The following is a 22,224-nucleotide window of genomic DNA, read 5'->3' as shown; positions in this document are numbered from 1 at the left end:
GTCAGTGTCCGTGGGCACCGGGCGCCCTCCAGAGGCTGTGCGAATCCAGCAGCAGCCGGGCATGGGACTGCATTTCATCCAGCGCTGCCGAATCGGCGGCCAGTTGGGCTTCGAGTGCATTGCGCCGTGCCAGCAGCAGATCCGCCAGCGGGCTCTCGCCCAGCGTGTAGGCGCGTGCCTGCAGCTGGGCGCTGCGCTCGATTTGCCGCTGTGCGCGTTGCAGTTGCACCCGAGTGTGGCGGGTCTGCTCCAGTTCACTGGCGGTGCGCCAAGCTTCGGCTTCTATGCGCACCCGCTTTTGCGCCAGCTCCTGTTCGGCCATTTCGGCCTGTGCCAGTGCTGCCTGTGCATCGGCCCTGCGCCCGGCGTTGCCCAGGGGGATCGACACGTAAACGCCCAGCACGCGCTCCTGCCCGCCGCGCTCGCGGCTGGCCCGCACGCCTACGGTGGGGTCGCCATGCCGTTCCAGCGCGGTGCGTTGTGCCTGCTGGCGGGCCTGTTGCGCTTTGGCCTGTGCCAGTTCCAGCTCGTGGTTGTCGTCCAGAATTTTGGAGGCCCACTCGGCGGCCGTGAAATCTGCGGCGGCCGAGGTGGTCGTCCCGGCTGGGCTGCCGGTGGGGGCCATGTCCACGGGTTTTGGCAGGCCCGGGTACAGGCGCTCCAGTGTCTGCAGCCGCACCTGCAGTTGCCCTTGCGCCCGTGCAGCCAGGGCGTCTATCCGGGCGGCTTCGGCCTGGGCTGCCAGCAGCTCCAGTGTGGCGGCCTCGCCAGCCGCCACGCGCCGCTCGGTACTGGCCATTTGCTGGGTGACCAGCCGGGCCTGGTCCTGAAGTACGGAGGCGGTGCGCATGTCGCGCAGAGCATCAAACCATGCCGCCATCAGGCCGCGCGCGGCCTCGTGCCAGGCGTCGGCCAGGGCTAGCTCGCCCAACTGGATTTCGGTGGCGCCCAGTTGCCGGTCTGCGGCGGCCTTGGCGGGCCAGCGTAGCCCAGTCTCCAGGGCCACATCGGCTTCGGAAAAACTGGGGCCCTGGCGTTCGGTGCGCCGGTTGGTGCCCGCCTTGGCCACCCAGTCGTGGGGCCCCGCTTCCAGGCGCTGGTTTCGCGCCTGGGCCAGGGGAACGCCCGCGCTGGCCACGCGCACCTGAGGCAGTTGCGATAGCACCTGCATCACCGTCTCTGCGGGTGGCAGCACGGGCGGCAGGGTGAGCGCGGGAGGCGTCTGGGCCATCGCCACGCTCAGCCCTGCGGCGCCGGCCCAGGCCAGGCACACCGCCGCAGCGGTGCGCCGCAGCATGGCGAGCGGGGAACGAGGTTGCAATCGCGTCATGGCAGGTCTCCAAATCTTCCAAAAGTCAATAACGGAACCACCCAGTAGGCGACCTGGGGGCTGGGCAATGCCGCCCGCAGGGTGTCGATCAGGGGCTGTACCTGGGCCTGCTCCATGGCCACTTGCACCAACACGCGGCGGGCACGGCCCTGCACCTGTTCCATGGTCGATGCCAGCTCCACATGCCGGCCGATGCCTTGCCCGGGCACGACCGTGAAACCGGGTGCCAGTGTGGGCAGCGACAGGAGTGCGTCGAGGATCTCCTCTTCGAGGGCCTTGGGCACGGCCAATGTGAGCAGGCAATCGGGCGTACTGCGGGATGGCGGGGTGGGAGTGAGGGTAGGCGTATTCATGAGGCCAGCTGGGGTTGGGGGGCCGAGAAACGGCGGTACAGAATGGGCAGCAGCACCAGCGTGAGCAGTGTGGAGCTGACGAGCCCGCCAATCACCACAATCGCCAGCGGGCGCTGGATCTCCGAGCCCGGACCGGTGGCTAGCAGCAGCGGAATCAGCCCTAGGGCCGTGATGCTGGCCGTCATGAGCACCGGGCGCAGGCGGCGCAGAGCGCCCTGGCGCACTACTTCCTGGATGGGCATGCCGCGTGCCGACAGCTGGTTGAAGCAAGTCACCATCACCAGTCCGTTGAGCACGGCGATACCCATCAGCGCAATGAAGCCCACCGATGCCGGCACCGACAGGTATTCACCCGAAATGACCAGCGCCACGACGCCGCCCACCAAAGCGAGCGGGATATTGGCAAACACCAGCACGGCCTGGCGCAGGCTGCCCAGTGTGGCAAACAGCACGCCCACAATCAGGGCCAGTGCCACGGGCACCACCAGCCCCAGGCGGGCAGCAGCGCGCTGCTGGTTTTCGAACTGGCCGCCCCAGGTGATGCGGTAGCCCGCAGGCAGGGGCACCTTCTGGGCCACGGCTGCCTGGGCATCGGCCACGAAACCCACCAGATCCCGGCCCCGCACATTGGCGCGCACGACCGACATGCGTGACGACTGCTCGCGCTCAATCTTGACCGGGCCATCGGTCACCTCCAGCCGGGCCAGCTGGCTCAGCGCCACGGCCTGTCCATCGGGCGTCGGAAGGCGCAGCTGGGCAAACTGCTGGGGTGAGATGCGCAGGTCCTCGCTGCCACGCACCACCAGCGGCACACGGCGCGCCTGCTGCATCACCACGCCCACTTTCTGTCCTTCGACCAGGGCGCGCAGGTCGTTCTGGATCTGGTCCACCGTCATGCCCAGGCGTCCTGCCGCTTGGCGGTCGATGTCGATGCGGTAGTACTGCACGCCGCCGTTTTGCGCGGTGATCACATCCTCGCTGCCCGGCAGCGCTTGCAGGGTCTGGACGATTTCACCGGCCAGGCGCGCCAGCTCTTGGGTATCGGGGCCAAAGATCTTGACCGCCAGGTCGCCCCGCACGCCCGACAGCATCTCCGAGGTGCGCATTTCAATGGGTTGGGTGAAGCTCAGGTTCACGCCCGGAATCGCCTCGCCAGCCTGCCGGATGGCGTCGATGAGTTCTTCCTTGGTCTTGAAGCGCCATTGCTCGCGGGGCTGCAACACCAGAAAGCTGTCTGTTTCGTTGAGCCCCATGGGATCGAGGCCGAGTTCATCGGAACCGACCCGCGCAACGATGTTCTTGACCTCAGGAACCGCTTCCAGGATGCGCCGCTGCAGTGCCAGATCGGTGGCCACCGACTGCGCCAGGTGAATGGAGGGGAGCTTTTCCACCTGCATGATGATGTCGCCTTCATCCAGCGACGGCATGAACGATTTGCCGATCAGCGGAAACAGTGCCAGCGCGCCCGCCAGTGCCAGGACCGAGGCCACCACCACCACGCGGGAGTGGCGCAGCGCGGCATCGAGCAGCGGGGCATAGCCCGCTTCGAGCTTGCGCACCAGCCAGGGTGCGGCATGGTGACCCGTTCGCAGGGCCACCGATGCCAGCACCGGGATCACCGTGAGCGACAGCAACAGCGAGGCGCCCAGCGCAAACACGATGGTCAGCGCGACCGGGCCAAACAGCTTGCCCTCCAGCCCCTGCAGGGTCAGCAGCGGCAGAAACACGATCATGATCACCACCACGCCCGCACTCACCGGCGTGGCCACTTCCTGCGTGGCGCGGTAAAGGTTGTGTAGGCGCGATATGCCGGTTTCGGCCTGCCGCGCCTCGATGTTCTCCACCACCACCACGGCCGCATCCACCAGCATGCCAATGGCAATGGCCAGGCCGCCGAGCGACATCAGGTTGGCCGACAGCCCCCATTGCTGCATCAGCACGAAGGTGGCCAGGGCCGACAAGGGCAGGATCAGGGCCACCACCAGCGCCGCGCGCAGGTTGCCCAGAAACAGCAGCAGCAGCACCAGCACCAGCACAATCGCTTCGCCCAGGGCCTTGGTGACCGTAGAGACGGCGCGTTCGACCAGGTTGCCCCGGTCGTAAAACGGCACGATCTTTACGCCCGGGGGCAGGGTGGGTTCCAGTTCGGCGATTTGGGCCTTGACATCGCGCACCAGTTTTTGCGCGTTGGCGCCGCGCAGGCCCAGCACCAGTCCCTCCACGGCCTCGCCCTTGCCGTCCTGGGTAACGCTGCCATAACGCGTCAGCGCGCCCAGTTGCACCGTGGCCACATCACCCACGCGCACCGCTTCGCCGTTGCGCTGGATCACCGCAATGGTGCGCACATCGTCCAGGCTGCGGATGCTGCCGTCGCTGCGCACCAGCAGTGATTCTTCGCCGCTCGACAGGCGACCGGCGCCATCGTTGCGGTTGTTGGCGGCCAGGGCATCCTGCAGCTGCTGCAGCGACACCCGGCGGGCGGCCAGCGCCGCCACATCGGGCACCACCTCAAAGGTCTGAACCTCGCCGCCCAGCGTGTTCACGTCGGCTACGCCAGGAATGCCGCGCAGGCGGGGGCGGATGACGGTGTCCAGCAGCTTGCGCCGCTCCGCCAGGCTGGCATCGCCATCGACCTTGAACATGAACATCTCGCCCAGCGGCGTGGTGATGGGCGCCAGCCCACCCGACAGGCCGGGCGGCAGGTCGCCCATGACGCCCGACAGGCGTTCGCTGACCTGCTGGCGGGCCCAGTAGATGTCGGTGCCATCGGCAAAGTCGAGCGTGATGTCGGCAATGGCGTACTTGCTTTGCGAGCGCAGCATGACCTGGCTGGGTATGCCCAGCAGTTCTTGCTCGATGGGGGCCACGATGCGTGCCTCGACCTCGGCGGGAGTCATGCCGGGGGCCTTGAGGATGATCTTGACCTGGGTGGTCGATACGTCGGGAAACGCGTCGATTGGCAGGTTGCGCAAGGCCATGACACCGGCGGCCAGCAGCGCCAGCGACAGGATGCCCATCAGCAGGCGTTGCGAGAGTGAAAAGGCAATCAGGCGTGACAGCATCATTGGGCTCCGCCGCCGATGCCCTGCCACGCTCCCTTGAGCGCGGCCAGGCCTTGCACGGCGACCACGTCACCCGCTTTCACGCCCGAGCGCACCAGCGTCTGGCCCGCCCCCTCGGTGCCCAGCACCACCGCCGTGGGCACAAACCCCTGGGGGGTTTGCACGAACACATAGGCCTTCCCCTCGTGGCGTACCACGGCTTGGGCCGGCAGGCTGAGGTTGCCTGCCGCCTGGGTGTCGGTGCGCCCGGCCACGGTGACCTGCACGAACTGATTGGCGCGCAGGCAGTCTTCGGCCGCGGTGAAGTCGGCCCGCATCTGCACGGCCTGGTTGCCCGCGCTCACCTGCGGCACGATGGCGGCCAGGCGTGCGGGTGCCTTGCAGCCCTGCACGGCAAGAAGGTCGCCCGTGCGCAGGTTGTGGGCCTGATCGGGTGTGGCCTGCAGGGCAATGGACCATTGGCCGCCGCGCGCCACCTTGGCCACGGGCATCCCGGCATCCAGGCGCTGGCCGGGGGTGGCGGTGACTTCCAGCACCGTGCCCGCCGCACTGGCACGCAGGGTCAGGCCCGGCTGCAGCGTGGTGCTGGTGGTGCTGGCGCCAGCCATTTGCAGGGCCTGACGGCGCTCGCGCAGAGCCAGTTGGGCCAGTTCGTTCTGGGTGCGGCTTTCCTGTACACGCAACCCGGCAATGATGCCCTCAGCGTGCAGTTTTTCGTCGCGTTCGAGCTTGCTGGCCGCCAGCCGCGCCTGGGCCTGGGCCTGGAGCAGATCGCGCTGCCATGCCACCAGCTCGGGGCTCAACAGGCGGGCCACGGCTTCGCCGGCCCTGACCTTCTGGCCAGCGCCCACCAGCACCTGCTGCACCACGCCGGCCACGGGGGTGCTGAGCAGCTCTGTGGCCTGCGGGGGCAGTTCCACGGTGCCTTGCAGCACCAGGCCGGCAGCGGCACCCGCGCCACTGCTGCCCACCACCTGCGTGGCCACGCCAGCCGCTTGAGCCTGTGCGGCGGTCCAGGCGATCGCCGGGTGGCTGGCAGGTGCCGAGGGGCTGGCCGCAGGGCCTGCCGCCACGCTCAGAGAGGCGCAAAAGCACAAAATGGCTGCGCTGAGTGGGTTGCGAAAAATGGGGCGTGTGGGCGCGTGTGCGCGGGAGTGCAGGGGCATGGGATGTCAACCTTTCGTCGCTGGGGCAGCGAGTTCGGATGAACGATACCGTGCCTACCTGAAGGGAGCATGAACTCCTGCCGTCAGCCGCCTGGCCGTCTGTCCACCTTCGGAATGGAGAAGGGCGTTCCCGGCGGTCAGCGGTCGGCGCGCAGGTGCAAATCCACTTGCAGTCCCGTGCCATGACCGGGTGGGGGCGAGTGCAGTGTGCAGGTGCCGCCCTGGCGCGCCACGATGGTGGTCACGATGGACAGCCCCAGGCCATAACCAGGCGTGTACAGCGCGCTGGCAGTGTGCCCTTCGCGGTAATGGCGCTGCTGCAACAGCCCGAGCTGCTCTGTGGTGAGGCCTGGCCCGCTGTCGCGCACGCTGCAGGTGGCCGGTAGCGCCACCTCCAGCACGATGGGGCCATGGGGGGCGTAGCGCACCGCGTTTTCCACCAGATTGCGCAGGGCAATGGCGAGGGCGTCGAAGTCGCCGCGCACCCACACGTCATCGTCTTCGGGCAGCACCAGTTGCAGGCGCTGCAGCAAGGTGCCATCCGACCAGAACTCCTGCGCCACGGCTGCAGCGACCTGTCCGAGGTTGACGCGGCCCTGCGCCAGCGCCGCGCCCGATCCGGCGCGCGAGAGCTGCAGCAGCTTCTCGCAGCGACGGCTGAGGCGATCCAGTGACTGCAACGCGCCCTGGATGTCGGAATAAGCCATGCCGGTGGGCACATGCCCCAGGGCGGTCTGCAGGTTCAGGCGCACGGCGGCAAGCGGGGTGCGCAATTCGTGAGCGGCATTGGCGGCCAGGGCGCGCTCGGTATCGAGCGCGTCGGACAGGCGGGCGAGCAGGTGGTTGGCGCTGTCCACAATGGTCTGCAGCTCGTCGGGCAGGCCCTGGCCGGGCAAGGCGGCCAGGTGGTTGCCGTCGCGCAGCTGCAACTCGGCCGCCAGCGTGCCTGCGGGCGCCAGCGCGCGCTGCGTGACGGCGCGGATCAGCAGCCCCAGCAGGGGCAGGATGACCAGCAGCGGCACCAGCAGCCCGAGCAGGACCTGGGTGCGTGCGGCGCTACGGTGTGCCAACGGGTCGCCTACATGGATGAACATAGGAAGCGATGGATGTGCCAGCGTGTAAGTGCGAAGTTTGGGCGTATCGAAAAAGCCCGTGTTCAAGGGCACCGGCAGTGGGGTGAGCGGGGCGTCTGCCGAACGCAGCAGCAGCTCGTTGCGGTCATTGACCACCTGGTACAACAGCACATCGTGGTGGGCCCCGCTCAGGTTGCTGTGGGGAACTTCCAGCCGATACAGCGTGCCATCGCGCTCTGAGGGGTTTTGGTGGTTGCGCGCGTCGTGCGCCGCCAGGTCCAGCAGGCGCTCGGCGCTCTCGACCAGGCCCGCATCGAGCTGTTCGGTGAGTTCGTGCTGCATGTACCAGCCCACGGCGGCACTGGTGGCCACCCAGAGCATGGCGATCCAGGGCAGCAGGGCCCGGGTCAGGGCGCGGGAAAGGCTATGCCGGGCGCGGGCCATGGTCATGCGCTGGTGTTGAGTTTGTAGCCCAGCCCGCGCAGCGTCTGGATGCGGTCGCGGCCGATCTTGCGGCGCAGGTTGCTGATGAAGACCTCCAGCGTGTTGCTGCTGGCATCGGCATCCAGGCCGTACAGCGCATCCTGCAGGCTCTCGCGGGTGTGGATCCGGTCGGGCCGCAGGGCCATCACGCGCAGCAGGGCCCATTCCTTGGCCGTCAACTCCACCGGGTGTCCGTCGAGCAGGACCACCATGCGTGCAAGGTCGATCGACAAACCCTGCAGCTGCAGCACCGCGCTGCCCGCTCCGCTGCGGCGGCGTTCCACGGCACGCAGCCGCGCCAGCAGCTCGTCGGGGTCATAGGGCTTGACGAGGTAGTCGTCGGCGCCGGCATCGAGGCCGCGGATGCGGTCGGTGATCTGGTCGCGTGCGGTGAGCATGATCACCGCGCTGTCCGGCAGGGCGCGGCGCAGCTGGGGCAGCAGCGCCAGACCTTCGCCGTCTGGCAGTTGCCAGTCGAGCAGCACGGCCGCCCAGTGCGCCGCGGGCAGCAGGGCACGAGCACTGGCCAGGCTGCCAGCGCATTCGCACACGAAGCCGCGGGCGTTCAGGAAGGCCATCAGCGCCCCTGCCAGCGGGGCATCGTCTTCAATCAGCAGTATGCGCAAAGGGGTCTCCCGAGGTCGTGATCGGACCAGCCACCGCAGAGCGGGGCTAGCGCCCCGCATGGTGCCGCAGCGACCTGAAGGCAGGCTGAAGCCGCCGTGCTTACCGGCCCCGCAAAAACAGGGCGTCCAGCTCGCGCATCGACAGCTGCCGCCAGGTGGGGCGGCCATGGTTGCACTGGTCCGACCGGTCGGTGGTTTCCATCTGCCGCAGCAGCGCGTTCATCTCGTCGATGGTGAGCTTGCGGTTGGCCCGCACGGCGCCGTGGCAAGCCATGGTGCCCAGGATGTCATTGCGCGCGCGCTGCACCACGGTGCTGGCGTCATGGGCGGCGAGCTCGGCCAGCACGCTGCGGGCCAGCTCCACCGGGTCGCCAAACCCTGACGCTGTGGCCAGGGTGGTGGGCACGGCGCGCACGGCCAAGGTCTTGGGCGAGAAGGGCACCACCTCCAGGCCCAGCGTGGCCAGCACCTCGGCCGACGCTTCGGCGGTAGCTACTTCTTCGGGCGTGGCGGCAAAGGTGGCAGGAATCAGCAGCGGCTGGCTGGCTATGCGGGCGCCGCTGTCCACCTGGGCCTTCAGGCGCTCATAGACGATGCGTTCGTGGGCGGCGTGCATGTCCACCACCACCAGGCCCTTTGCGTTCTCGGCCAGGATGTACACGCCGTGGAGCTGGGCCACCGCGCGGCCCAGCGGCCAGGTGGCTTCGTCGCTATCGCGGCCCGCAGACCCAGCCGCATCCGCCGTTGTCGGTGCGCGATAGGCGGGCTGCGCTGTGCCGCTCGCCGCGCCCGGGCCCGTGCCTGGCGCCACCGGGCCCGGGTTGATGAAGGCAACGCCTGCATTGCCAGCAGGAACCGTTTCTTTCCTGGGCCCCCATAGGGCCTGCAGGTCAGCCACATGGTGGCCCCGTTCTTCAAATTTGATAGCTGCTTGCGCTTGCCAAATATGCGCTAGCGGCTGTTTTGGCTTGAAATCGTCGGCGCCACCGGGGGCGGTATCTGTTTCGGGGGCGGCAGCGGTCCCGGCGGCGAGCGCTGCGGCGCGCGGGGCGGCCAGCGCGTTTTCGACCGCGTGGCGCACGGCCTGGTGCACCTCGCGGCTGTCACGAAAGCGCACCTCGATCTTGGTGGGGTGCACGTTCACGTCCACACGGGCCGGGTCGATCTCCACATACAGCGCATACACCGGCTGCTTGTGGCCATGCAGCACGTCTTCGTAGGCGCTGCGCGCCGCGTGCGTGAGCACCTTGTCGCGCACGAAGCGGCCGTTGACATAGCAGTATTGCTGGTCGGCGCGCGAGCGGGCGGCGTCGGGCAGGCCTGCGCGGCCCGTGACGGTGACGGGGCCGGCGCGGTGCTGCACGGCCACCGACTGCGCCACGAAGTCTTCGCCCAGCACGTCGGCCAGGCGGCGCGCCAGGGCGTCCTGCAGGTGGGCGTCGCCGGGCACGAAGGTGGCGCGCCACTGCTCCACCAGCTTGCCCTCGTGCCAGATGGCAAAGCCCACATCGGGCCGCGCCAGCGCGTGGCGGCGCACCGATTCGATGCAGTGGGCCAGCTCGGTGGCGTCGGTCTTCAAGAACTTGCGGCGCGCGGGGGTGGAGAAAAACAGCTCTTTCACCTCCACCGTGGTGCCGGTGCCGCGTGCCACCGGGCGCAGCTCGCCGCTGCGGGCATCGAGCAAAAAGGCGCCCGGCTGGTGCGCGGGGCGCGATAGCAGCGCCATTTCCGACACCGAGCCGATGGCCGCCAGCGCTTCGCCCCGAAAACCCATGGTGGCCACGGTTTCCAGATCGCTCAGGCTGGTGATCTTGCTGGTGGCGTGGCGGCGCAGGGCGATGGGCAGCTCATCCTGGGGAATGCCGCAGCCGTCGTCTTCGACGGCGATCAGCCGCACGCCGCCCGCTAGCAGGCGCACGGTGATTTGCGTGGCGCCCGAGTCGAGCGCGTTGTCCACCAGTTCACGCACCACGGAGGCCGGGCGCTCCACCACCTCGCCAGCGGCGATCTGGCTGATGAGCTCGTCGGGCAGGTCGCGGATGGGGCGGCGGGGCTTTGGGGAGGGCAAGGTGTCGTTCACCGGGCGATTTTAGGGCGGGGCCTTGCAGGGGCATCGGGCGGGCGGCGCCGGGCGGTGGGGATAATGCGCGCTGCCTCGTTTTGCCGGAACCCCCATGGAATTTGTGTCTTTTCTGATCGACTTCATCCTGCATGTCGACAAATACCTCGAAGCCTTTGTCGCCAGTTATGGGGCCTGGGTGTATGCCCTGCTGTTTCTGATCGTGTTTGTGGAAACCGGGCTGGTGGTCATGCCCTTTTTGCCAGGCGACTCGCTGTTGTTCATCGTGGGCGCGCTGTGCGGGGCGGGGATGATGAGTTTTCCGCTGGCCTGCGCCGTGCTGATTGCGGCGGCGATCCTGGGCGACCAGTGCAACTACTCGATTGGCCGGTATTTCGGCCCCAAGGTGTTCCAGTGGGAAGACTCGCGCTGGTTCAACCGTCGGGCGTTCAACCAGGCCCATGATTTTTACGAGCGCTATGGCGGCATCACCATCGTGATTGCGCGCTTCATGCCGTTCATTCGCACCTTTGCCCCGTTCGTGGCCGGCGTGGCGCAGATGGGGCGCGGCAAGTTCACGGCCTTCAACGTGGGCGGAGCCCTGCTGTGGGTGCTGGGGATCTGCTCTGCCGGGTATTTCTTTGGCAACTTTGCCTGGGTGAAGGAAAACCTGGACAAGATCATCTGGGCCCTGATTCTTGTTCCCGGGCTGATCGCGATCTTTGGCGCCTGGCGCGCCGGCCGCAAACCCAACGCGGCCTGACAGACAAAAAAAAGTGCCTGGCGCGGAATCATTCCGCGCCAGGCACTTTTTCTTGTCAGGCCGATGGATTAACGGCGGGGCTGGCTTTGATCGCGGTCTTTGCCGATTTCATTGCCGATGAGGGCGCCGGCTGCGGCACCGCCCACGGTGCCCAGCGTTCCGCCAAGCACGGCATTGCCGGCAACCCCGCCCACGACGGCGCCGACGCCGGTGCCGATCTGGGCACTGGAAGGATTGGAGGCGCAGCCGCCCAGGGCGAGGGTGGCAGCGCAAACGACAGAAGCGATAACGGTAAGACGGACGTTCATTGAGGGATCCTTTGGCTTTGTTGATGTGTGGCACAACCGGGGGGCTGACATCGCAGTCAGAGCCGCCACGGGGCACAAGCCCACTATCGCGCGCCATCGAATCTGGCGCTGTAGGAAGCACCGGCCAGCCGGTGTAGGACAAGGGGACGGTGAGCGCGGCCCGGAGCCCAGTGTGCCCATTGGGGCGCGCTGGTTCGTCAGCCCGGGGCCAGGCAGATGGTGACCAGCAGCGAGGCGTCCTCCACGGCCGTCAGGGCGTGCAGGGCCCGCGGCTGCAGGTGCACCAGATCGCCCGCACGCAGCATGTGCGTGGTGCTGCCGGCCTTGAACTCCACGGCGCCTTCAATGCACTGCACGGTCACTTCACCGGGGGTGTGGTGCTCGCGCATGCTCTTGCCGGCGCGCAGCACCACGCGCATGACTTCCAGCTGGCCCGCCTTGAGGATGGCGCTGGAGGTGGCCTGTGCAAGGCCATCGCCCAGTGGAAGCACACTGACGACCTGGCCAGAAGGGGTGTGGGTGAGTGCCATGGGGGTCTCCCTGTGCAGCCGTGTCAACGGATCATCCCTACACTGACCGGCTGCGCGCCAGCGGCGGGTTCTTGGCGAAATAGCGCGTGATGCCGCGCATCAGCGCATCCGCCAGTTGCACCTGGTAGGCGGTGCTGCGCAGGCGCGCTTCTTCCTCGGGGTTGCTGATGAAGGCGGTCTCGACCAGCACGCTCGGAATGTCGGGGGCCTTGAGCACGGCAAAGCCCGCCTGCTCTACCCGGGGCTTGTGCAGCTTGCCCACATTGCCGATCTCGCCCAGCAGCACCGTGCCGAGCTTGAGGCTGTCGTTGATCTGCGCCGTGGTGCTCATGTCGAGCAGGGCGCGCTGCACATGCCGGTCTTTCGACTGCACGTTCAGGCCACCCACCAGGTCGGCCTGGTTTTCCTTGTTCGCCAGCCAGCGCGCAGCGGTGCTGGAGGCGCCGCCCTGGCTCAGTGCAAACACGCTGGCACCGCGCGCTGCGGGCGTGGTGAAGGCGTCGGCGTGGATGCTGACAAACAGGTCGGCCTGCACGCGCCGCGCTTTCTCGACACGGGTGCCCAGCGGCACGAAGTAGTCGCCATCGCGCGTAAGGTAGGCGCGCATGGGGTTGCCGCCCACGGTGGTGGCGTTGATGCGGTCGCGCAGCAAGTGGGCCACGCGCAGCACCACGTCTTTCTCGCGGGTGCCGGCCGGACCGATGGCGCCGGGGTCTTCGCCGCCATGGCCGGGGTCCAGCGCCACGATGATGATGCGGTCGGTCTGCTGGGTACTGGCCCGGGAGCTGCCAGTGCTGCGTGTCGGCGGTGTGGTGGGCTGTGCCGGGACGGGGGCCGTGGCGGTGACCACGGCCGGGGGCGCTTCGGGTGGCAGCGCACGCGTGGCGCGCTGGGTCATCAGCTCGCCCAGGGGGTCTGTCTCGGCAGAGGGCGAGGCTGCGGCGGTGGCGGTGGCGTGTGGCGCCCCGCCTGCCCGGGTGCCGGCGGGCGCTGTGGCCACAGCCGGGGCAGCAGGTGTATCCCGCAGGCGCTCGGCAATCAGGGCTTCCAGCGGGTCCACGGGCTGTGCAGGGTACAGGTCCAGCACCAGCCGGTGGCCGTAGGCGGCCACGGGCGTCAGCGTGAAGACCTGGGGCATGGCGGCTTGCTTGAGGTCGATCACCAGGCGCACCACCCCTGGTGTGTTCTGGCCCACGCGGATGCCGGCAATGTTGGGGTCGTCGGCCTTGACCTTGGCCACCAGTTCGCGCAACTCGGGGCTGAGGTCGATGCCTTCGATGTCCACTGCCAGGCGGGGTGGGGTGGTGACGAACAACTGCTTGGTGGTCAGTTGCCCATCGGATTCGATGGTGACGCGCGAATACTCGGGCGCGGGCCACACGCGCACCGCCACGATCGTGGCGCCCCGCGCTATCTGCTGCGTGCCCAGCAGCAGCACCAGGCTGCCGGCCTGCAGCACGGTGCGGCGCGATGGGACGGAAGGCTTTGCAGGCCGTGGCTGGCCGGTGGCAGGGGTCATGCGGTCATTCCTTGCAGCAGGCTGCGGCCCAGGGGGGTGGGGGCATGCAGCGTGACTTGCCTTTCGGTGTCATCAATTGCTTCAATGTGTATAGCAAGGTCCGCAGGCGGGGTAAGTGCTGCAGCCTTCTCTGGCCATTCTGCCAGCTTGAGGCCCGGGCTGGCAAAAATATCCCGGAAACCCGCATCTTCCCATTCGCGCGGGTCGTCAAAGCGGTAGAAGTCAAAGTGCCAGATCGCCAGGCCCGGGGCTTCGTGCGGCTCGACCACGGCGTAGGTGGGGCTCTTGATGCGCCCCTGCACGCCCAGGGCGCGCAGCAGGTGGCGCACCAGGGTGGTCTTGCCGGCGCCCAGGTCGCCATGCAGCGTGAGGAAGGCATTGGCCAGCAGGGGCTGTGCTGCCAGGGCGCGGGCAAAGGCTGCCGTGTCGTCCTCGCTGTGCCAGGTCAGCACGCGCGGGGTGTTGGCGGGAGCCTCGGCGGTGGCAGTTTCTACAATCCGGCCGATATGTGGTGCAACAGTCAACTCGTTCCTCAATTGCGGGATTGGGCCCGCGAACTGGGATTTTCCCAAATTGGCGTGGCGGGGGTGGATTTGTCCGCGTCCGAGCCCGGGTTGATGCAATGGCTGGCGCAAGGGTTCCATGGCGACATGCATTACATGGCGGCGCACGGCCTCAAGCGCGCCCGCCCGGCCGAACTGGTGCCGGGCACCGTGAGCGTGATCACCGCGCGCATGGACTACCTGCCGCGCGTTACGCCAGTGCAGGCGCCCGAGGGCTGGCAGGCCATCGAGCTGGCACGCCTTTCACGCCCCGAGGAGGGCATTGTGTCGGTGTATGCCCGGGGGCGCGACTACCACAAGGTGCTGCGCGCGCGCCTGCAAAAGCTCAGCGACCGCATTGCCGAGGCCATAGGCCCTTTCGGCCACCGCGTGTTCACCGATTCGGCGCCGGTGCTGGAGGCCGAACTGGCCTCGCGCAGCGGCCAGGGCTGGCGCGGCAAGCACACGCTGGTGCTCAACCGCGAGGCGGGTTCGATGTTTTTTCTGGGCGAGATCTACGTGGACATGGCCCTGCCGCCGAGCGAGCCTGTCAGCGCGCACTGCGGTAGCTGCAGCGCCTGTATCGATGTGTGCCCCACGCAGGCCATCATTGCGCCGCACCGGCTGGATGCGCGGCGCTGCATCTCGTACCTCACCATCGAGCACGCGGGGCCGATCCCTGTGGAGCTGCGCCCGCTGATGGGCAACCGCATCTATGGTTGCGACGACTGCCAGCTGATCTGCCCCTGGAACAAGTTCGCCCAGGTCAGCCGCCTGCCGGATTTTGACGAGCGCAAGGGGCTGGCCGGCCAGCAGCTGGTGCACCTGTTTGCCTGGGACGAGGCCACCTTTTTGCGCATGACCGAGGGCGGCCCCATCCGCCGCATCGGCCATGAGCGCTGGCTGCGCAACGTGGCCGTGGCGCTGGGCAACGCGCTGCACGCCACGGGCGACGAGGCCTTGCGTGCGGCGCTGCAGTCGCGGGCCGAGGACGCCAGCGCACTGGTGCGCGAGCATGTGGCCTGGGCGCTGGGGCTTGAATGACAAGTGCCGCTGGCGCTGGTCGGGTCAGCGCTGGCAGCTATCAAAACGGGAATTTCATTCCTTGGCCAGTAGCACCGTGGTTGGCAGCGTGCCGGCGTGCGGGGGCTGGGGCGGCGTGAGTCGGGTGTGCATGCCTGGACATTCATCGCAAAAACCCCAGCGCAAAGGGCAGGCTGACCATGCCCAGCAGGGTCGAAAGCGTCACCAGACCTGCCACATAGGGCCCGTTGTAGCCCATGCGCGCCGCCAGCACGTAGCAGGTGGACGCGGTGGGCAGGGCGGAAAAAGCCAGCAGCACGGTGGTCTGCACCGGGTTGAGCTCGAACAGGCGCGCCATGCCGAAGGCAATGAGCGGCTGCGCCAGGTGGCGGATGGACAGCACGGCGGTGCTCAGCATCTTGCTGCGCGTGAGCAGGCCGAACTGCATGCCCGCGCCTGCTGCCATCAGCCCCAACGCCAGCGAGGCAGCGCTGATGCGGCTCACGGTGGGTTCCAGCCACACGGGGATGCGAAAGCCCAGCAGGTTGGCCACCAGTCCCGATGCGGTGGCGACGATGAGCGGGTTGCGCAGCAGCTCGCGTGCAAAGCCGTGCTGGCCGTGGCGTGCCATGGGCCACACGGCCGCCACGTTGAACAGGGGCACGCAGACACCGATCAGCACGGCAATCATCAGCAGGCCTTGCGCCCCGGCCAGCCGCTCGGCCAGCGCCAGGCCGATGAAGGAATTGAAGCGGAACGCCACCTGGGCGCTGGCCGCATGGTCACGGGCGTCCAGCCGCTTGCCGAGCCAGGGCCAGTGCGGCAGGCTGTAGGCCAGTGCAATGCCGGCCAGGCCCGACAGCACCCCCGCGCCGATCAGGCCGGAGGCGGCCCGAACGTCCACCGGGCTTTTCACGATGGACTGGAACAGCAGCACGGGAAACAGCAGGTAGTACACCAGGCTCTCCACCGGCTGCCAGACCGAACGGTTCAGGGCGGTGTAGCGGCAGACCAGGTAGCCAAAGAGGATGAGGGTGAAGTCGGGGAGAAGGAGCTGGGCGTAATTCACGGCGCCGAGAATACCTGATGGGGCCGTTGGCTGCGGGTTAGCCCCTATGGGGAATCCATGGGCGAGGCGTACACGTATTGCGCATACCATTGGCCGGTCTGTCACCCTCACAAAGGAGAACTGAATGCATCGTCGTCAATGGCTCGCTCTCACCCTCGCGGCCGCTGCTGGCACCGCCGCGGCCCAGGGCTATCCCACCAAGATCATCAAGCTGCAGGTGCCCTTTGCACCCGGTGGCACCACCGACATCATCGCCCGCGTCATTGCCGACCCGCTGGGCCGTGCGCTGGGCCAGAGCGTGATCGTGGAAAACAAGTCGGGCGGCGGCGGCATCGTGGGCGCCAACGAGACGGCCAAGTCGGCACCCGATGGCTACACGCTCGGCGTGGCCACGGTGTCCACCACGGCGGCCAACCCGGCCATCAACCCCAAGACGCCGTACAACCCGCTGACCGATTTCACGCCCATCATCAACATCGCGGCCACGCCCAACATCATTGCGGTGCACCCCAGCTTCGCAGCCAAGGACTACAAGTCGTTCGTGGCCGAGGTCAAGAAGTCGCCTGGAAAATACTCGTATGCCTCGTCGGGCACGGGCGGCATCGGCCACCTGCAGATGGAGCTGTACAAGAACCTCTCGGGCACCTTCGTGACCCACATCCCCTACCGCGGTGCAGGCCCCGCACTGAACGACACCGTGGCCGGCCAGGTGCCCATGATCTTTGACAACCTGCCTTCGGCGCTGCCTTTCATCAAGGAGAACCGCCTGGTGCCCATCGTGGTGGCCGCACCCCAGCGCGTGGCGGCCTTGCCCAATGTGCCCACCTTCAAGGAGCTGGGCCTGGAGCCGGTGAACCGCATGGCCTACTACGGCATCGTGGGCCCCAAGGGGCTGCCCAAGGATATCGTCGACAAGGTCAATGCCGCCGTGCGCAAGGCGCTGGAAGATCCGGCCGTGAAGAAACGCATCGAAGACACGGGCTCGCTCATCGTGGGCAACACGCCGGAGCAGTTCAGCGCGCAGATCAAGGCCGAGTACGCGGTCTACAAGGACGTGGTGGCCAAGCAGAAACTCACGCTGGAATAATCCCCCACCTTGCCCCCTGTAGCCGCCCGCACCCCCGGGCGGCTTTTTTACGTGCTATGGTTTTTTGAACAGGTTCTTACATGCTTGCCGCCAGCCTGACCGCCATCGATACCTTTGTGGATGCCCTGTGGCTGGAGGATGGCCTGGCGCGCAATACGCTGGCGGCCTACCGACGTGACCTCACGCTGTATGCCACCTGGCTGGCGCAGCAGCAGCCCGCGCTGGCGCTGGATGGCACGGCCGAGCACCACCTGCAGGCCTATTTTGCCGAGCGCCATGCCCAGACGCGGGCCACGTCGGCCAACCGGCGCCTGACGGTGCTGCGGCGTTATTTCCACTGGGCGCTGCGCGAGCGGCGCATCCGCGCCGATCCCACGGTGCGGCTGGAGGCGGCGCGCCAGCCGCTGCGCGTGCCCAAAACCCTGTCGCAGGCGCAGGTCGAGGCCCTGCTGAACGCCCCCGACGTGGGCACCCCGCTGGGCCTGCGCGACCGCACCATGCTGGAGCTGATGTACGCCAGCGGCCTGCGCGTGACCGAGCTGGTCACGCTCAAGACCTTTCAACTCGGCCTGAATGAAGGCGTGCTGCGGGTGATGGGCAAGGGCAGCAAGGAACGTCTGGTGCCGTTTGGCGAGGAGGCCCGGCTATGGATCGAGCGCTACCTGCAGGAATCGCGTGGCGTGATCCTGGGCGGCCAGCAGACCGAGGACCTGTTTGTCACCCAGCGCGGCGCCGGCATGACGCGCGTGAGTTTCTGGATGATCGTCAAGAAATGGGCCGCGGTGGCGGGCATCACGGTGCCGCTGTCGCCGCATACGCTGCGCCATGCCTTTGCCACCCATCTGCTCAACCATGGCGCAGACCTGCGGGTGGTGCAGCTGCTGCTCGGCCATGTCGATATCTCCACCACCACCATCTACACCCATGTGGCGCGCGAGCGCCTGAAGGCGCTGCACGAACGCCACCATCCACGGGGGTGAAAAGTGCGCGGGCGCAGCCCCGTGATCTGCGCGAAAATCGCTCTTTTCCCGATTTTTGAAAGCCCCGCAATGCCATTCCAAAGCCGTCGCCGCCTGCTGGCCTCTCTGTGCCTGAGCGCCCTGGCGCCCCTGGGCCACGCCCAGTCGCAAGCGGCAGCCTGGCCTGCCAAACCCATCCGCATCGTGGTGGCCTACCCCGCGGGAGGGGTGAGCGACACGGTGGCGCGCGCACTGGCAGACAAGCTGGCAGTGCAGCTGGGCACCCCGGTGGTGATTGAAAACAAGGCCGGCGCCAGCGGCAGCATTGGCGTGGATGCGGTGGCCAAGGCCGCCCCTGACGGCTACACCCTGGGCTTTGCCTCCATCAGTCCGCTGGCGCTCAACCCGCACCTGGGCAAGTCGCCCTTTGATCCGAAAAAGGACATCGCCCCCGTGGTCCGCGTGATGTATTCGCCGGTGCTGCTGCTGGGCACGCCCGCCAGCAAGGCGCGCGACTTCCGCGATCTGCTGGCCACCGCGCGCGCCAAACCTGGCGAGATTCGCTGGACCACCTCGGGCCCGGCCTCGCTGGGCCACATCATGCTGGAGCAGATCATGGCCAGCGCCCAGGTGCAGATCACCCACGTGCCTTACAAAGGGGGTGGCCAGCAGATGAACGATGCGCTCGGCGGGCAGTTCGAGGTGCTTTCCACCAATGCCGGCCCGGCCGTGCTGCAGCATGTGAAGTCGGGCAAGCTCAAGGCCCTGGCGGTGGGCGCGCCCGCACGGCTCGACAGCCTGCCCGATGTGCCCACGCTGGCGGAGCTGGGGCTGCCGGCCGCGAACATGTCGTCGCTGTTCGGCATCTATGCGCCGGCGCAAACCCCTGCCGCCGTGCTGGCCCGGCTCAATGCCGAGCTGAACAAGGCGCTGGCGCAGCCCGACATCCGCAACAAGCTCGATGCCACCGACAACGTGCCGACGGGTGGAACGGCGGCCGAGTTTGCCCGCCAGATCGCGCTGGAATCCGAGAACAACGCCCGCATCATCCGCAGTGCAGGTATCCAGGGCAACTGAGCCCGGGGCTCAAGCCGCTGCGGTTCCGTCCGGGCGGCGCTGCCGCCGGATTACTCTTCGCCCAGGCTCTCGGCCCAGGTCAGGGCCTGCAGGTGGGCCCAGTTGACTTGGCGGTTGGACAGGTGCAGGGCCTCTGCTGCCTTGGCGAATGCCACTTCGTCGCCGCTTTCGCAGGCCTGCGTGAGTTCAAGAAACGGCGCAAACACGCCCGTGCCATGCAGCAGCGCATCCGTCACGGGCTCTGGCAATGCCACCGAGGCGAGGGCTTTTTCGAGCGGCACGCCCAGCATCACATCGAGCAGCGAGAAAACGCCCACGACAAAGGCGTTGTCGCATTCTTCGGGGGTCAGCAGTTCGGCCGCCAGCAGTTCCATGAGCCGGCCCCGCACTACCGCCGTGGTGCCTATGGCTGGCGGCGCGCCACCCGCGCGCGAGGTGGTCATGAGCAAGGCGGCCCAGCGGAACAGTTTTTTGAGCCCCAGGATCATGACCGCATGGCGGAACGAGGTGACCTCGCACGACAGGCCAAAACCCGAGGAGTTGATGAAGCGCAGCAGGTTGAAAGATAGCGTGGGGTCTTTCTTGAGCAGGTCTTCAATTTCAGCGGTGCTGGCCTGTTTGTGCACCAGGTTGATCAACTGGATGATGGTCGCCCGGGAGGGGCGGATGGTGGTGGCCTTGACCAGCGAGGGCTTGGCGAACCAGTAGCCCTGGAACAGCTGGACCCCCAGGTCCGCCATCAGCTGATACTGCTCGGAGGTTTCCACTTTCTCCGCCACCAGCGTGGCCTGGCTGTGGATACTGGCAAATTTGACCAGCGGGCCCGCCAGTTCGGGTTGGAAGGCCTGCATGTCCAGCTTGATGAAGCCTGCCAGCGGCAACCACGAGACGTAGCTGGGCTTGAGCACGTTCTGGTCGAAGGCCAGCCGGAAACCGCGGGTGCGCAGGGCGTCCAGCGTGGCAACCCGGGCTTCGATGTCCTCGGCCGTGGCGCTATCGGCAAGCGGGGGAACCTCCAGCACCACCTTGTCGGGGTGGATGAGCTCCAGATGACCGCCTGCCAGGCTTTCGTGCGTGCAGTTGATGAACACCGTTTTCTTGCCGACCAGGGCTTCGGTGCCGGCATGCGACAGGGCGTTGAACAGCAGTGCGGCATCGCTGGCGGCGGTGTGGGAGTTCGATGCCGTGGTGCGGTCGAACAGCTCGTAGCCATAGACCGCACGGTTGGCATCCACGATGGCCTGGCGCGCGATGATGGCCAGATTTTCGTTCTCTGTGCCATCGGATGCGGTGACTGCGGCTGCCGGGATGTCTTGTTCGTGGGTGCTCGACATGGGTGTCGCTGGTCAGGGGTTGCGGGAGAGGTTCCGGGGCATTCTAGACCGGGGCCGTTGCCCGGGAGATCAATCCGTGCGCTGGTCCGCCCAGGCGAGTGCCTGCAGATGGGCCAGGTTGATGCACGGGTGATGCCGGCCTGCGAGGCCGGGAGCGGTTGGGCCTCGGTGAGCGCGGGGCGGGCGAACCAGTATCCCAGGAACGAATTGCCACCTCGGCGCCAGCGGTGTGGTACAGGGGATATTTCGAGCATGACCTTGTCGGGGTCCACCCATTCGAGGTGGCCCCCGTCAGGCTTTCGTGGGTGCCATTGACAAAGATGGGCTTCTTGCCCACCAGCGCTTCGGTGACCGCGCAGGAGGGCAGATGCGGCCTCTGGCGATGGTGGAAAAACCGGTGATCGGGGTGGTTCGATCAGCCCTGCTGCAACCACAGCAATTCGGCTTCGGTAAAGCCCGCGCTGCGGCGCGCGGCCTCGTTGAACGGTGGCTTGAGCCGCGGCGCCTCGTACTGGCGCACCAGCTCGCCGTACAGGGTTTCGGGGTCCAGCCCCTGGCGCGCGCACAGCCAGCGGTACCAGTGGTTGCCAATGGCGACGTGGCCCACCTCATCGTGCAGGATGGTGTCGAGGATGCCTGCGGCTGCCAGGGCATCGGGCGTGCCCACCTGGCGCAGCTTGCGCTGTATTTGCGGCGTGGCATCGAGCCCGCGCGCTTCCATGGTGCGCGGCACCAGGGCCATGCGGGCCACGATGTCGTGCTGGGTCTTCTCGCACATGGTCCACAGGCCCTGGTGGGCCGGGAAATCGCCGTAGTCATGGCCCTGTCGGCGCAGGTGGTCGCGCAGCAGCCGAAAGTGCCTGGCCTCTTCGGCCGCCACGCGCAACCAGTCGAGGTAATAGGCCTGCGGCATGCCGTCAAAACGCCAGACCGCATCGAGGGCCAGGTTGATGGCGTTGAACTCGATGTGCGCGATGGCGTGGATGAGAACGGCGCGGCCTTCGGCCGTGGCCGGGGAGCGGCGAGCGACCTCGGTGTGACGCAGCAATGCCGGGCGCTCGGGATGGCCGGGCAGGGCGCAGGCATCCACCGGGACAGTGGGGGTTTGTTTTGCTATTGAAAACGTAGCTGCTTGCGCATGAAGATCAATTGCTGCGGCCGTTTTTTGTTCTGGGTCTGAGAGGCACAAGACCTGCAGTGCACGTTGGCGAAGCTCCATCCTTACAATTCTAGGCCCTGCACTGCGGGCCAGAGCACATGCTCTGTCACCCACAGGCAGATCCATTTTTACGGAGTATGGTGCATGGCGATTTACGAACTGGATGGCGCGGCTCCCCGTGTGGCGGATTCGGCCTGGGTGGCCGACAGTGCGCAGGTGATCGGCAACGTCACGCTGGGCGAGGACGCCAGCGTATGGTTTGGCACCGTGGTGCGCGGCGATACGGAGGCCATCACCATCGGTGCGGGTTCCAACATCCAGGACGCGAGCGTGCTGCATGCCGACTTCGGCAAGCCGCTGGTGGTGGGTGAGCGCGTGACCGTGGGCCACCAGGTCATGCTGCACGGCTGCACCATTGGCGACGAAACACTGATCGGCATCGGCGCCATCGTGCTCAACGGCGCCAGGATCGGCAAGAACTGCCTGGTGGGCGCGGGCGCGCTGGTGACCGAGGGCAAGGAGTTTCCGGATGGTTCCATGATCATCGGCAGCCCTGCCCGAGCCGTGCGCGAACTCAGCCCCGAGCAGATCGAGGGCTTGCGCCAGAGTGCCCGGCACTACATGGACAACGCACGCCGCTTTCAAAACGGCCTGCACAGAATCGGCTGAATGCCGCTGCCGATTTATTTCTCCGGGAATCCC

At 67.3% G+C, this 22,224-nt stretch carries 20 protein-coding genes; 6 read left to right on the top strand and 14 right to left on the bottom strand.

Annotation, left to right across the window (positions count from 1 at the left end; genetic code table 11):
- Position 1 precedes the first annotated feature (1 nt).
- The 7 genes from AC1RDS_RS02280 to mutL all read right to left on the bottom strand — a co-directional run bounded on the left by AC1RDS_RS02280 (position 2) and on the right by mutL (position 10,173).
- Positions 2 to 1,330, bottom strand: coding sequence for a TolC family protein (locus tag AC1RDS_RS02280; RefSeq protein WP_492226655.1), 1,329 nt, complete (start codon positions 1,328 to 1,330; stop codon positions 2 to 4).
- A complete protein-coding gene (locus AC1RDS_RS02275; protein ID WP_111865392.1) occupies positions 1,327 to 1,683 on the bottom strand; it encodes a DUF3240 family protein in 357 nt (118 codons plus the stop codon). Before AC1RDS_RS02275 ends, AC1RDS_RS02280 begins: the two co-directional genes overlap by 4 nt.
- Positions 1,680 to 4,745, bottom strand: coding sequence for an efflux RND transporter permease subunit (locus tag AC1RDS_RS02270; protein ID WP_492226654.1), 3,066 nt, complete (start codon positions 4,743 to 4,745; stop codon positions 1,680 to 1,682). Before AC1RDS_RS02270 ends, AC1RDS_RS02275 begins: the two co-directional genes overlap by 4 nt.
- Positions 4,745 to 5,911, bottom strand: coding sequence for an efflux RND transporter periplasmic adaptor subunit (locus AC1RDS_RS02265; protein WP_492226653.1), 1,167 nt, complete (start codon positions 5,909 to 5,911; stop codon positions 4,745 to 4,747). Before AC1RDS_RS02265 ends, AC1RDS_RS02270 begins: the two co-directional genes overlap by 1 nt.
- 137 nt (positions 5,912 to 6,048) lie before the next feature.
- The gene (locus tag AC1RDS_RS02260; RefSeq protein ID WP_348683621.1) at positions 6,049 to 7,434 is read right to left on the bottom strand and encodes a sensor histidine kinase; all 1,386 of its coding nucleotides are present in this window, start codon (positions 7,432 to 7,434) and stop codon (positions 6,049 to 6,051) included.
- Entirely contained in the window at positions 7,431 to 8,093 is a 663-nt protein-coding gene (locus AC1RDS_RS02255) for a response regulator (protein ID WP_114655391.1), read from the bottom strand. Before AC1RDS_RS02255 ends, AC1RDS_RS02260 begins: the two co-directional genes overlap by 4 nt.
- A gap of 100 nt (positions 8,094 to 8,193) precedes the next feature.
- Positions 8,194 to 10,173 carry a DNA mismatch repair endonuclease MutL gene (gene mutL / locus AC1RDS_RS02250; protein WP_492226652.1) on the bottom strand — a complete coding sequence of 660 codons (1,980 nt, stop codon included), beginning with the start codon at positions 10,171 to 10,173 and terminating at the stop codon, positions 8,194 to 8,196.
- 94 nt (positions 10,174 to 10,267) lie between these two features.
- Between mutL and AC1RDS_RS02245 the strand changes: the two genes are divergently transcribed.
- The gene (locus AC1RDS_RS02245; RefSeq protein WP_094098368.1) at positions 10,268 to 10,915 is read left to right on the top strand and encodes a DedA family protein; all 648 of its coding nucleotides are present in this window, start codon (positions 10,268 to 10,270) and stop codon (positions 10,913 to 10,915) included.
- A 68-nt stretch (positions 10,916 to 10,983) separates the two neighbouring features.
- Here AC1RDS_RS02245 and AC1RDS_RS02240 read toward each other — a convergent pair whose 3' ends face one another.
- The 4 genes from AC1RDS_RS02240 to tsaE all read right to left on the bottom strand — a co-directional run bounded on the left by AC1RDS_RS02240 (position 10,984) and on the right by tsaE (position 13,796).
- On the bottom strand, positions 10,984 to 11,223 hold the full coding sequence (locus tag AC1RDS_RS02240; protein ID WP_094098367.1) for a YMGG-like glycine zipper-containing protein: 240 nt from the start codon (positions 11,221 to 11,223) through the stop codon (positions 10,984 to 10,986).
- A gap of 197 nt (positions 11,224 to 11,420) precedes the next feature.
- Positions 11,421 to 11,753, bottom strand: coding sequence for a cupin domain-containing protein (locus AC1RDS_RS02235; protein ID WP_094098366.1), 333 nt, complete (start codon positions 11,751 to 11,753; stop codon positions 11,421 to 11,423).
- Between the two features lie 37 nt (positions 11,754 to 11,790).
- Positions 11,791 to 13,272 (bottom strand): N-acetylmuramoyl-L-alanine amidase, encoded by a 1,482-nt coding sequence (locus AC1RDS_RS02230; RefSeq protein ID WP_492226651.1) that lies wholly within the window; start codon positions 13,270 to 13,272, stop codon positions 11,791 to 11,793.
- Positions 13,269 to 13,796 carry a tRNA (adenosine(37)-N6)-threonylcarbamoyltransferase complex ATPase subunit type 1 TsaE gene (tsaE, locus tag AC1RDS_RS02225; RefSeq protein ID WP_431604000.1) on the bottom strand — a complete coding sequence of 176 codons (528 nt, stop codon included), beginning with the start codon at positions 13,794 to 13,796 and terminating at the stop codon, positions 13,269 to 13,271. Before tsaE ends, AC1RDS_RS02230 begins: the two co-directional genes overlap by 4 nt.
- Here tsaE and queG point away from each other — a divergent pair.
- Positions 13,779 to 14,858, top strand: a complete 1,080-nt coding sequence (queG, locus tag AC1RDS_RS02220) for a tRNA epoxyqueuosine(34) reductase QueG (RefSeq protein ID WP_492226650.1) — start codon at positions 13,779 to 13,781, stop codon at positions 14,856 to 14,858. The genes tsaE and queG overlap by 18 nt on opposite strands.
- Before the next feature lie 142 nt (positions 14,859 to 15,000).
- Here the strand turns inward: queG and AC1RDS_RS02215 are convergent, their stop codons facing one another.
- Complete coding sequence (locus tag AC1RDS_RS02215) at positions 15,001 to 15,906, bottom strand: AEC family transporter (protein WP_348688370.1); 906 nt, start codon at positions 15,904 to 15,906, stop codon at positions 15,001 to 15,003.
- Positions 15,907 to 16,030: 124 nt separating this feature from the next.
- On the opposite strand from AC1RDS_RS02215, the gene AC1RDS_RS02210 reads away from it, so the two are divergent.
- The 3 genes from AC1RDS_RS02210 to AC1RDS_RS02200 all read left to right on the top strand — a co-directional run bounded on the left by AC1RDS_RS02210 (position 16,031) and on the right by AC1RDS_RS02200 (position 19,029).
- Positions 16,031 to 16,993 (top strand): tripartite tricarboxylate transporter substrate binding protein BugE, encoded by a 963-nt coding sequence (locus tag AC1RDS_RS02210; RefSeq protein ID WP_092697065.1) that lies wholly within the window; start codon positions 16,031 to 16,033, stop codon positions 16,991 to 16,993.
- An 80-nt stretch (positions 16,994 to 17,073) separates the two neighbouring features.
- The gene (gene xerD, locus AC1RDS_RS02205; protein WP_092697064.1) at positions 17,074 to 17,973 is read left to right on the top strand and encodes a site-specific tyrosine recombinase XerD; all 900 of its coding nucleotides are present in this window, start codon (positions 17,074 to 17,076) and stop codon (positions 17,971 to 17,973) included.
- Between the two features lie 69 nt (positions 17,974 to 18,042).
- A complete protein-coding gene (locus AC1RDS_RS02200) occupies positions 18,043 to 19,029 on the top strand; it encodes a Bug family tripartite tricarboxylate transporter substrate binding protein (RefSeq protein ID WP_492226649.1) in 987 nt (328 codons plus the stop codon).
- A gap of 50 nt (positions 19,030 to 19,079) precedes the next feature.
- Here AC1RDS_RS02200 and AC1RDS_RS02195 read toward each other — a convergent pair whose 3' ends face one another.
- A complete protein-coding gene (locus AC1RDS_RS02195; protein ID WP_348683611.1) occupies positions 19,080 to 20,363 on the bottom strand; it encodes an EAL and HDOD domain-containing protein in 1,284 nt (427 codons plus the stop codon).
- Between the two features lie 415 nt (positions 20,364 to 20,778).
- Positions 20,779 to 21,582, bottom strand: coding sequence for a ferritin-like domain-containing protein (locus tag AC1RDS_RS02190; protein WP_348683609.1), 804 nt, complete (start codon positions 21,580 to 21,582; stop codon positions 20,779 to 20,781).
- An 84-nt stretch (positions 21,583 to 21,666) separates the two neighbouring features.
- Here AC1RDS_RS02190 and AC1RDS_RS02185 point away from each other — a divergent pair, with 84 nt between their 5' ends.
- The gene (locus AC1RDS_RS02185; RefSeq protein ID WP_092697060.1) at positions 21,667 to 22,191 is read left to right on the top strand and encodes a gamma carbonic anhydrase family protein; all 525 of its coding nucleotides are present in this window, start codon (positions 21,667 to 21,669) and stop codon (positions 22,189 to 22,191) included.
- The last annotated feature ends 33 nt before the right edge of the window (positions 22,192 to 22,224 follow it).

It is taken from the genome of Acidovorax sp. GW823-FHT02H02 (assembly GCF_058797075.1).
This window is presented reverse-complemented; position numbering and strand designations above follow the sequence as displayed.

Coding starts and splice junctions, on each gene's coding strand:
- AC1RDS_RS02190 (WP_348683609.1), bottom strand. CDS start 21,582: ATGGAGCTTCGCCAACGTGCACTGCAGGTCTTGTGCCTCTCAGACCCA.
- AC1RDS_RS02210 (WP_092697065.1), top strand. CDS start 16,031: ATGCATCGTCGTCAATGGCTCGCTCTCACCCTCGCGGCCGCTGCTGGC.
- AC1RDS_RS02200 (WP_492226649.1), top strand. CDS start 18,043: ATGCCATTCCAAAGCCGTCGCCGCCTGCTGGCCTCTCTGTGCCTGAGC.
- AC1RDS_RS02195 (WP_348683611.1), bottom strand. CDS start 20,363: ATGTCGAGCACCCACGAACAAGACATCCCGGCAGCCGCAGTCACCGCA.
- queG (WP_492226650.1), top strand. CDS start 13,779: ATGTGGTGCAACAGTCAACTCGTTCCTCAATTGCGGGATTGGGCCCGC.
- AC1RDS_RS02235 (WP_094098366.1), bottom strand. CDS start 11,753: ATGGCACTCACCCACACCCCTTCTGGCCAGGTCGTCAGTGTGCTTCCA.
- xerD (WP_092697064.1), top strand. CDS start 17,074: ATGCTTGCCGCCAGCCTGACCGCCATCGATACCTTTGTGGATGCCCTG.
- AC1RDS_RS02245 (WP_094098368.1), top strand. CDS start 10,268: ATGGAATTTGTGTCTTTTCTGATCGACTTCATCCTGCATGTCGACAAA.
- AC1RDS_RS02240 (WP_094098367.1), bottom strand. CDS start 11,223: ATGAACGTCCGTCTTACCGTTATCGCTTCTGTCGTTTGCGCTGCCACC.
- AC1RDS_RS02265 (WP_492226653.1), bottom strand. CDS start 5,911: ATGCCCCTGCACTCCCGCGCACACGCGCCCACACGCCCCATTTTTCGC.
- AC1RDS_RS02275 (WP_111865392.1), bottom strand. CDS start 1,683: ATGAATACGCCTACCCTCACTCCCACCCCGCCATCCCGCAGTACGCCC.
- AC1RDS_RS02270 (WP_492226654.1), bottom strand. CDS start 4,745: ATGCTGTCACGCCTGATTGCCTTTTCACTCTCGCAACGCCTGCTGATG.
- AC1RDS_RS02260 (WP_348683621.1), bottom strand. CDS start 7,434: ATGACCATGGCCCGCGCCCGGCATAGCCTTTCCCGCGCCCTGACCCGG.
- AC1RDS_RS02185 (WP_092697060.1), top strand. CDS start 21,667: ATGGCGATTTACGAACTGGATGGCGCGGCTCCCCGTGTGGCGGATTCG.
- AC1RDS_RS02280 (WP_492226655.1), bottom strand. CDS start 1,330: ATGACGCGATTGCAACCTCGTTCCCCGCTCGCCATGCTGCGGCGCACC.
- AC1RDS_RS02230 (WP_492226651.1), bottom strand. CDS start 13,272: ATGACCCCTGCCACCGGCCAGCCACGGCCTGCAAAGCCTTCCGTCCCA.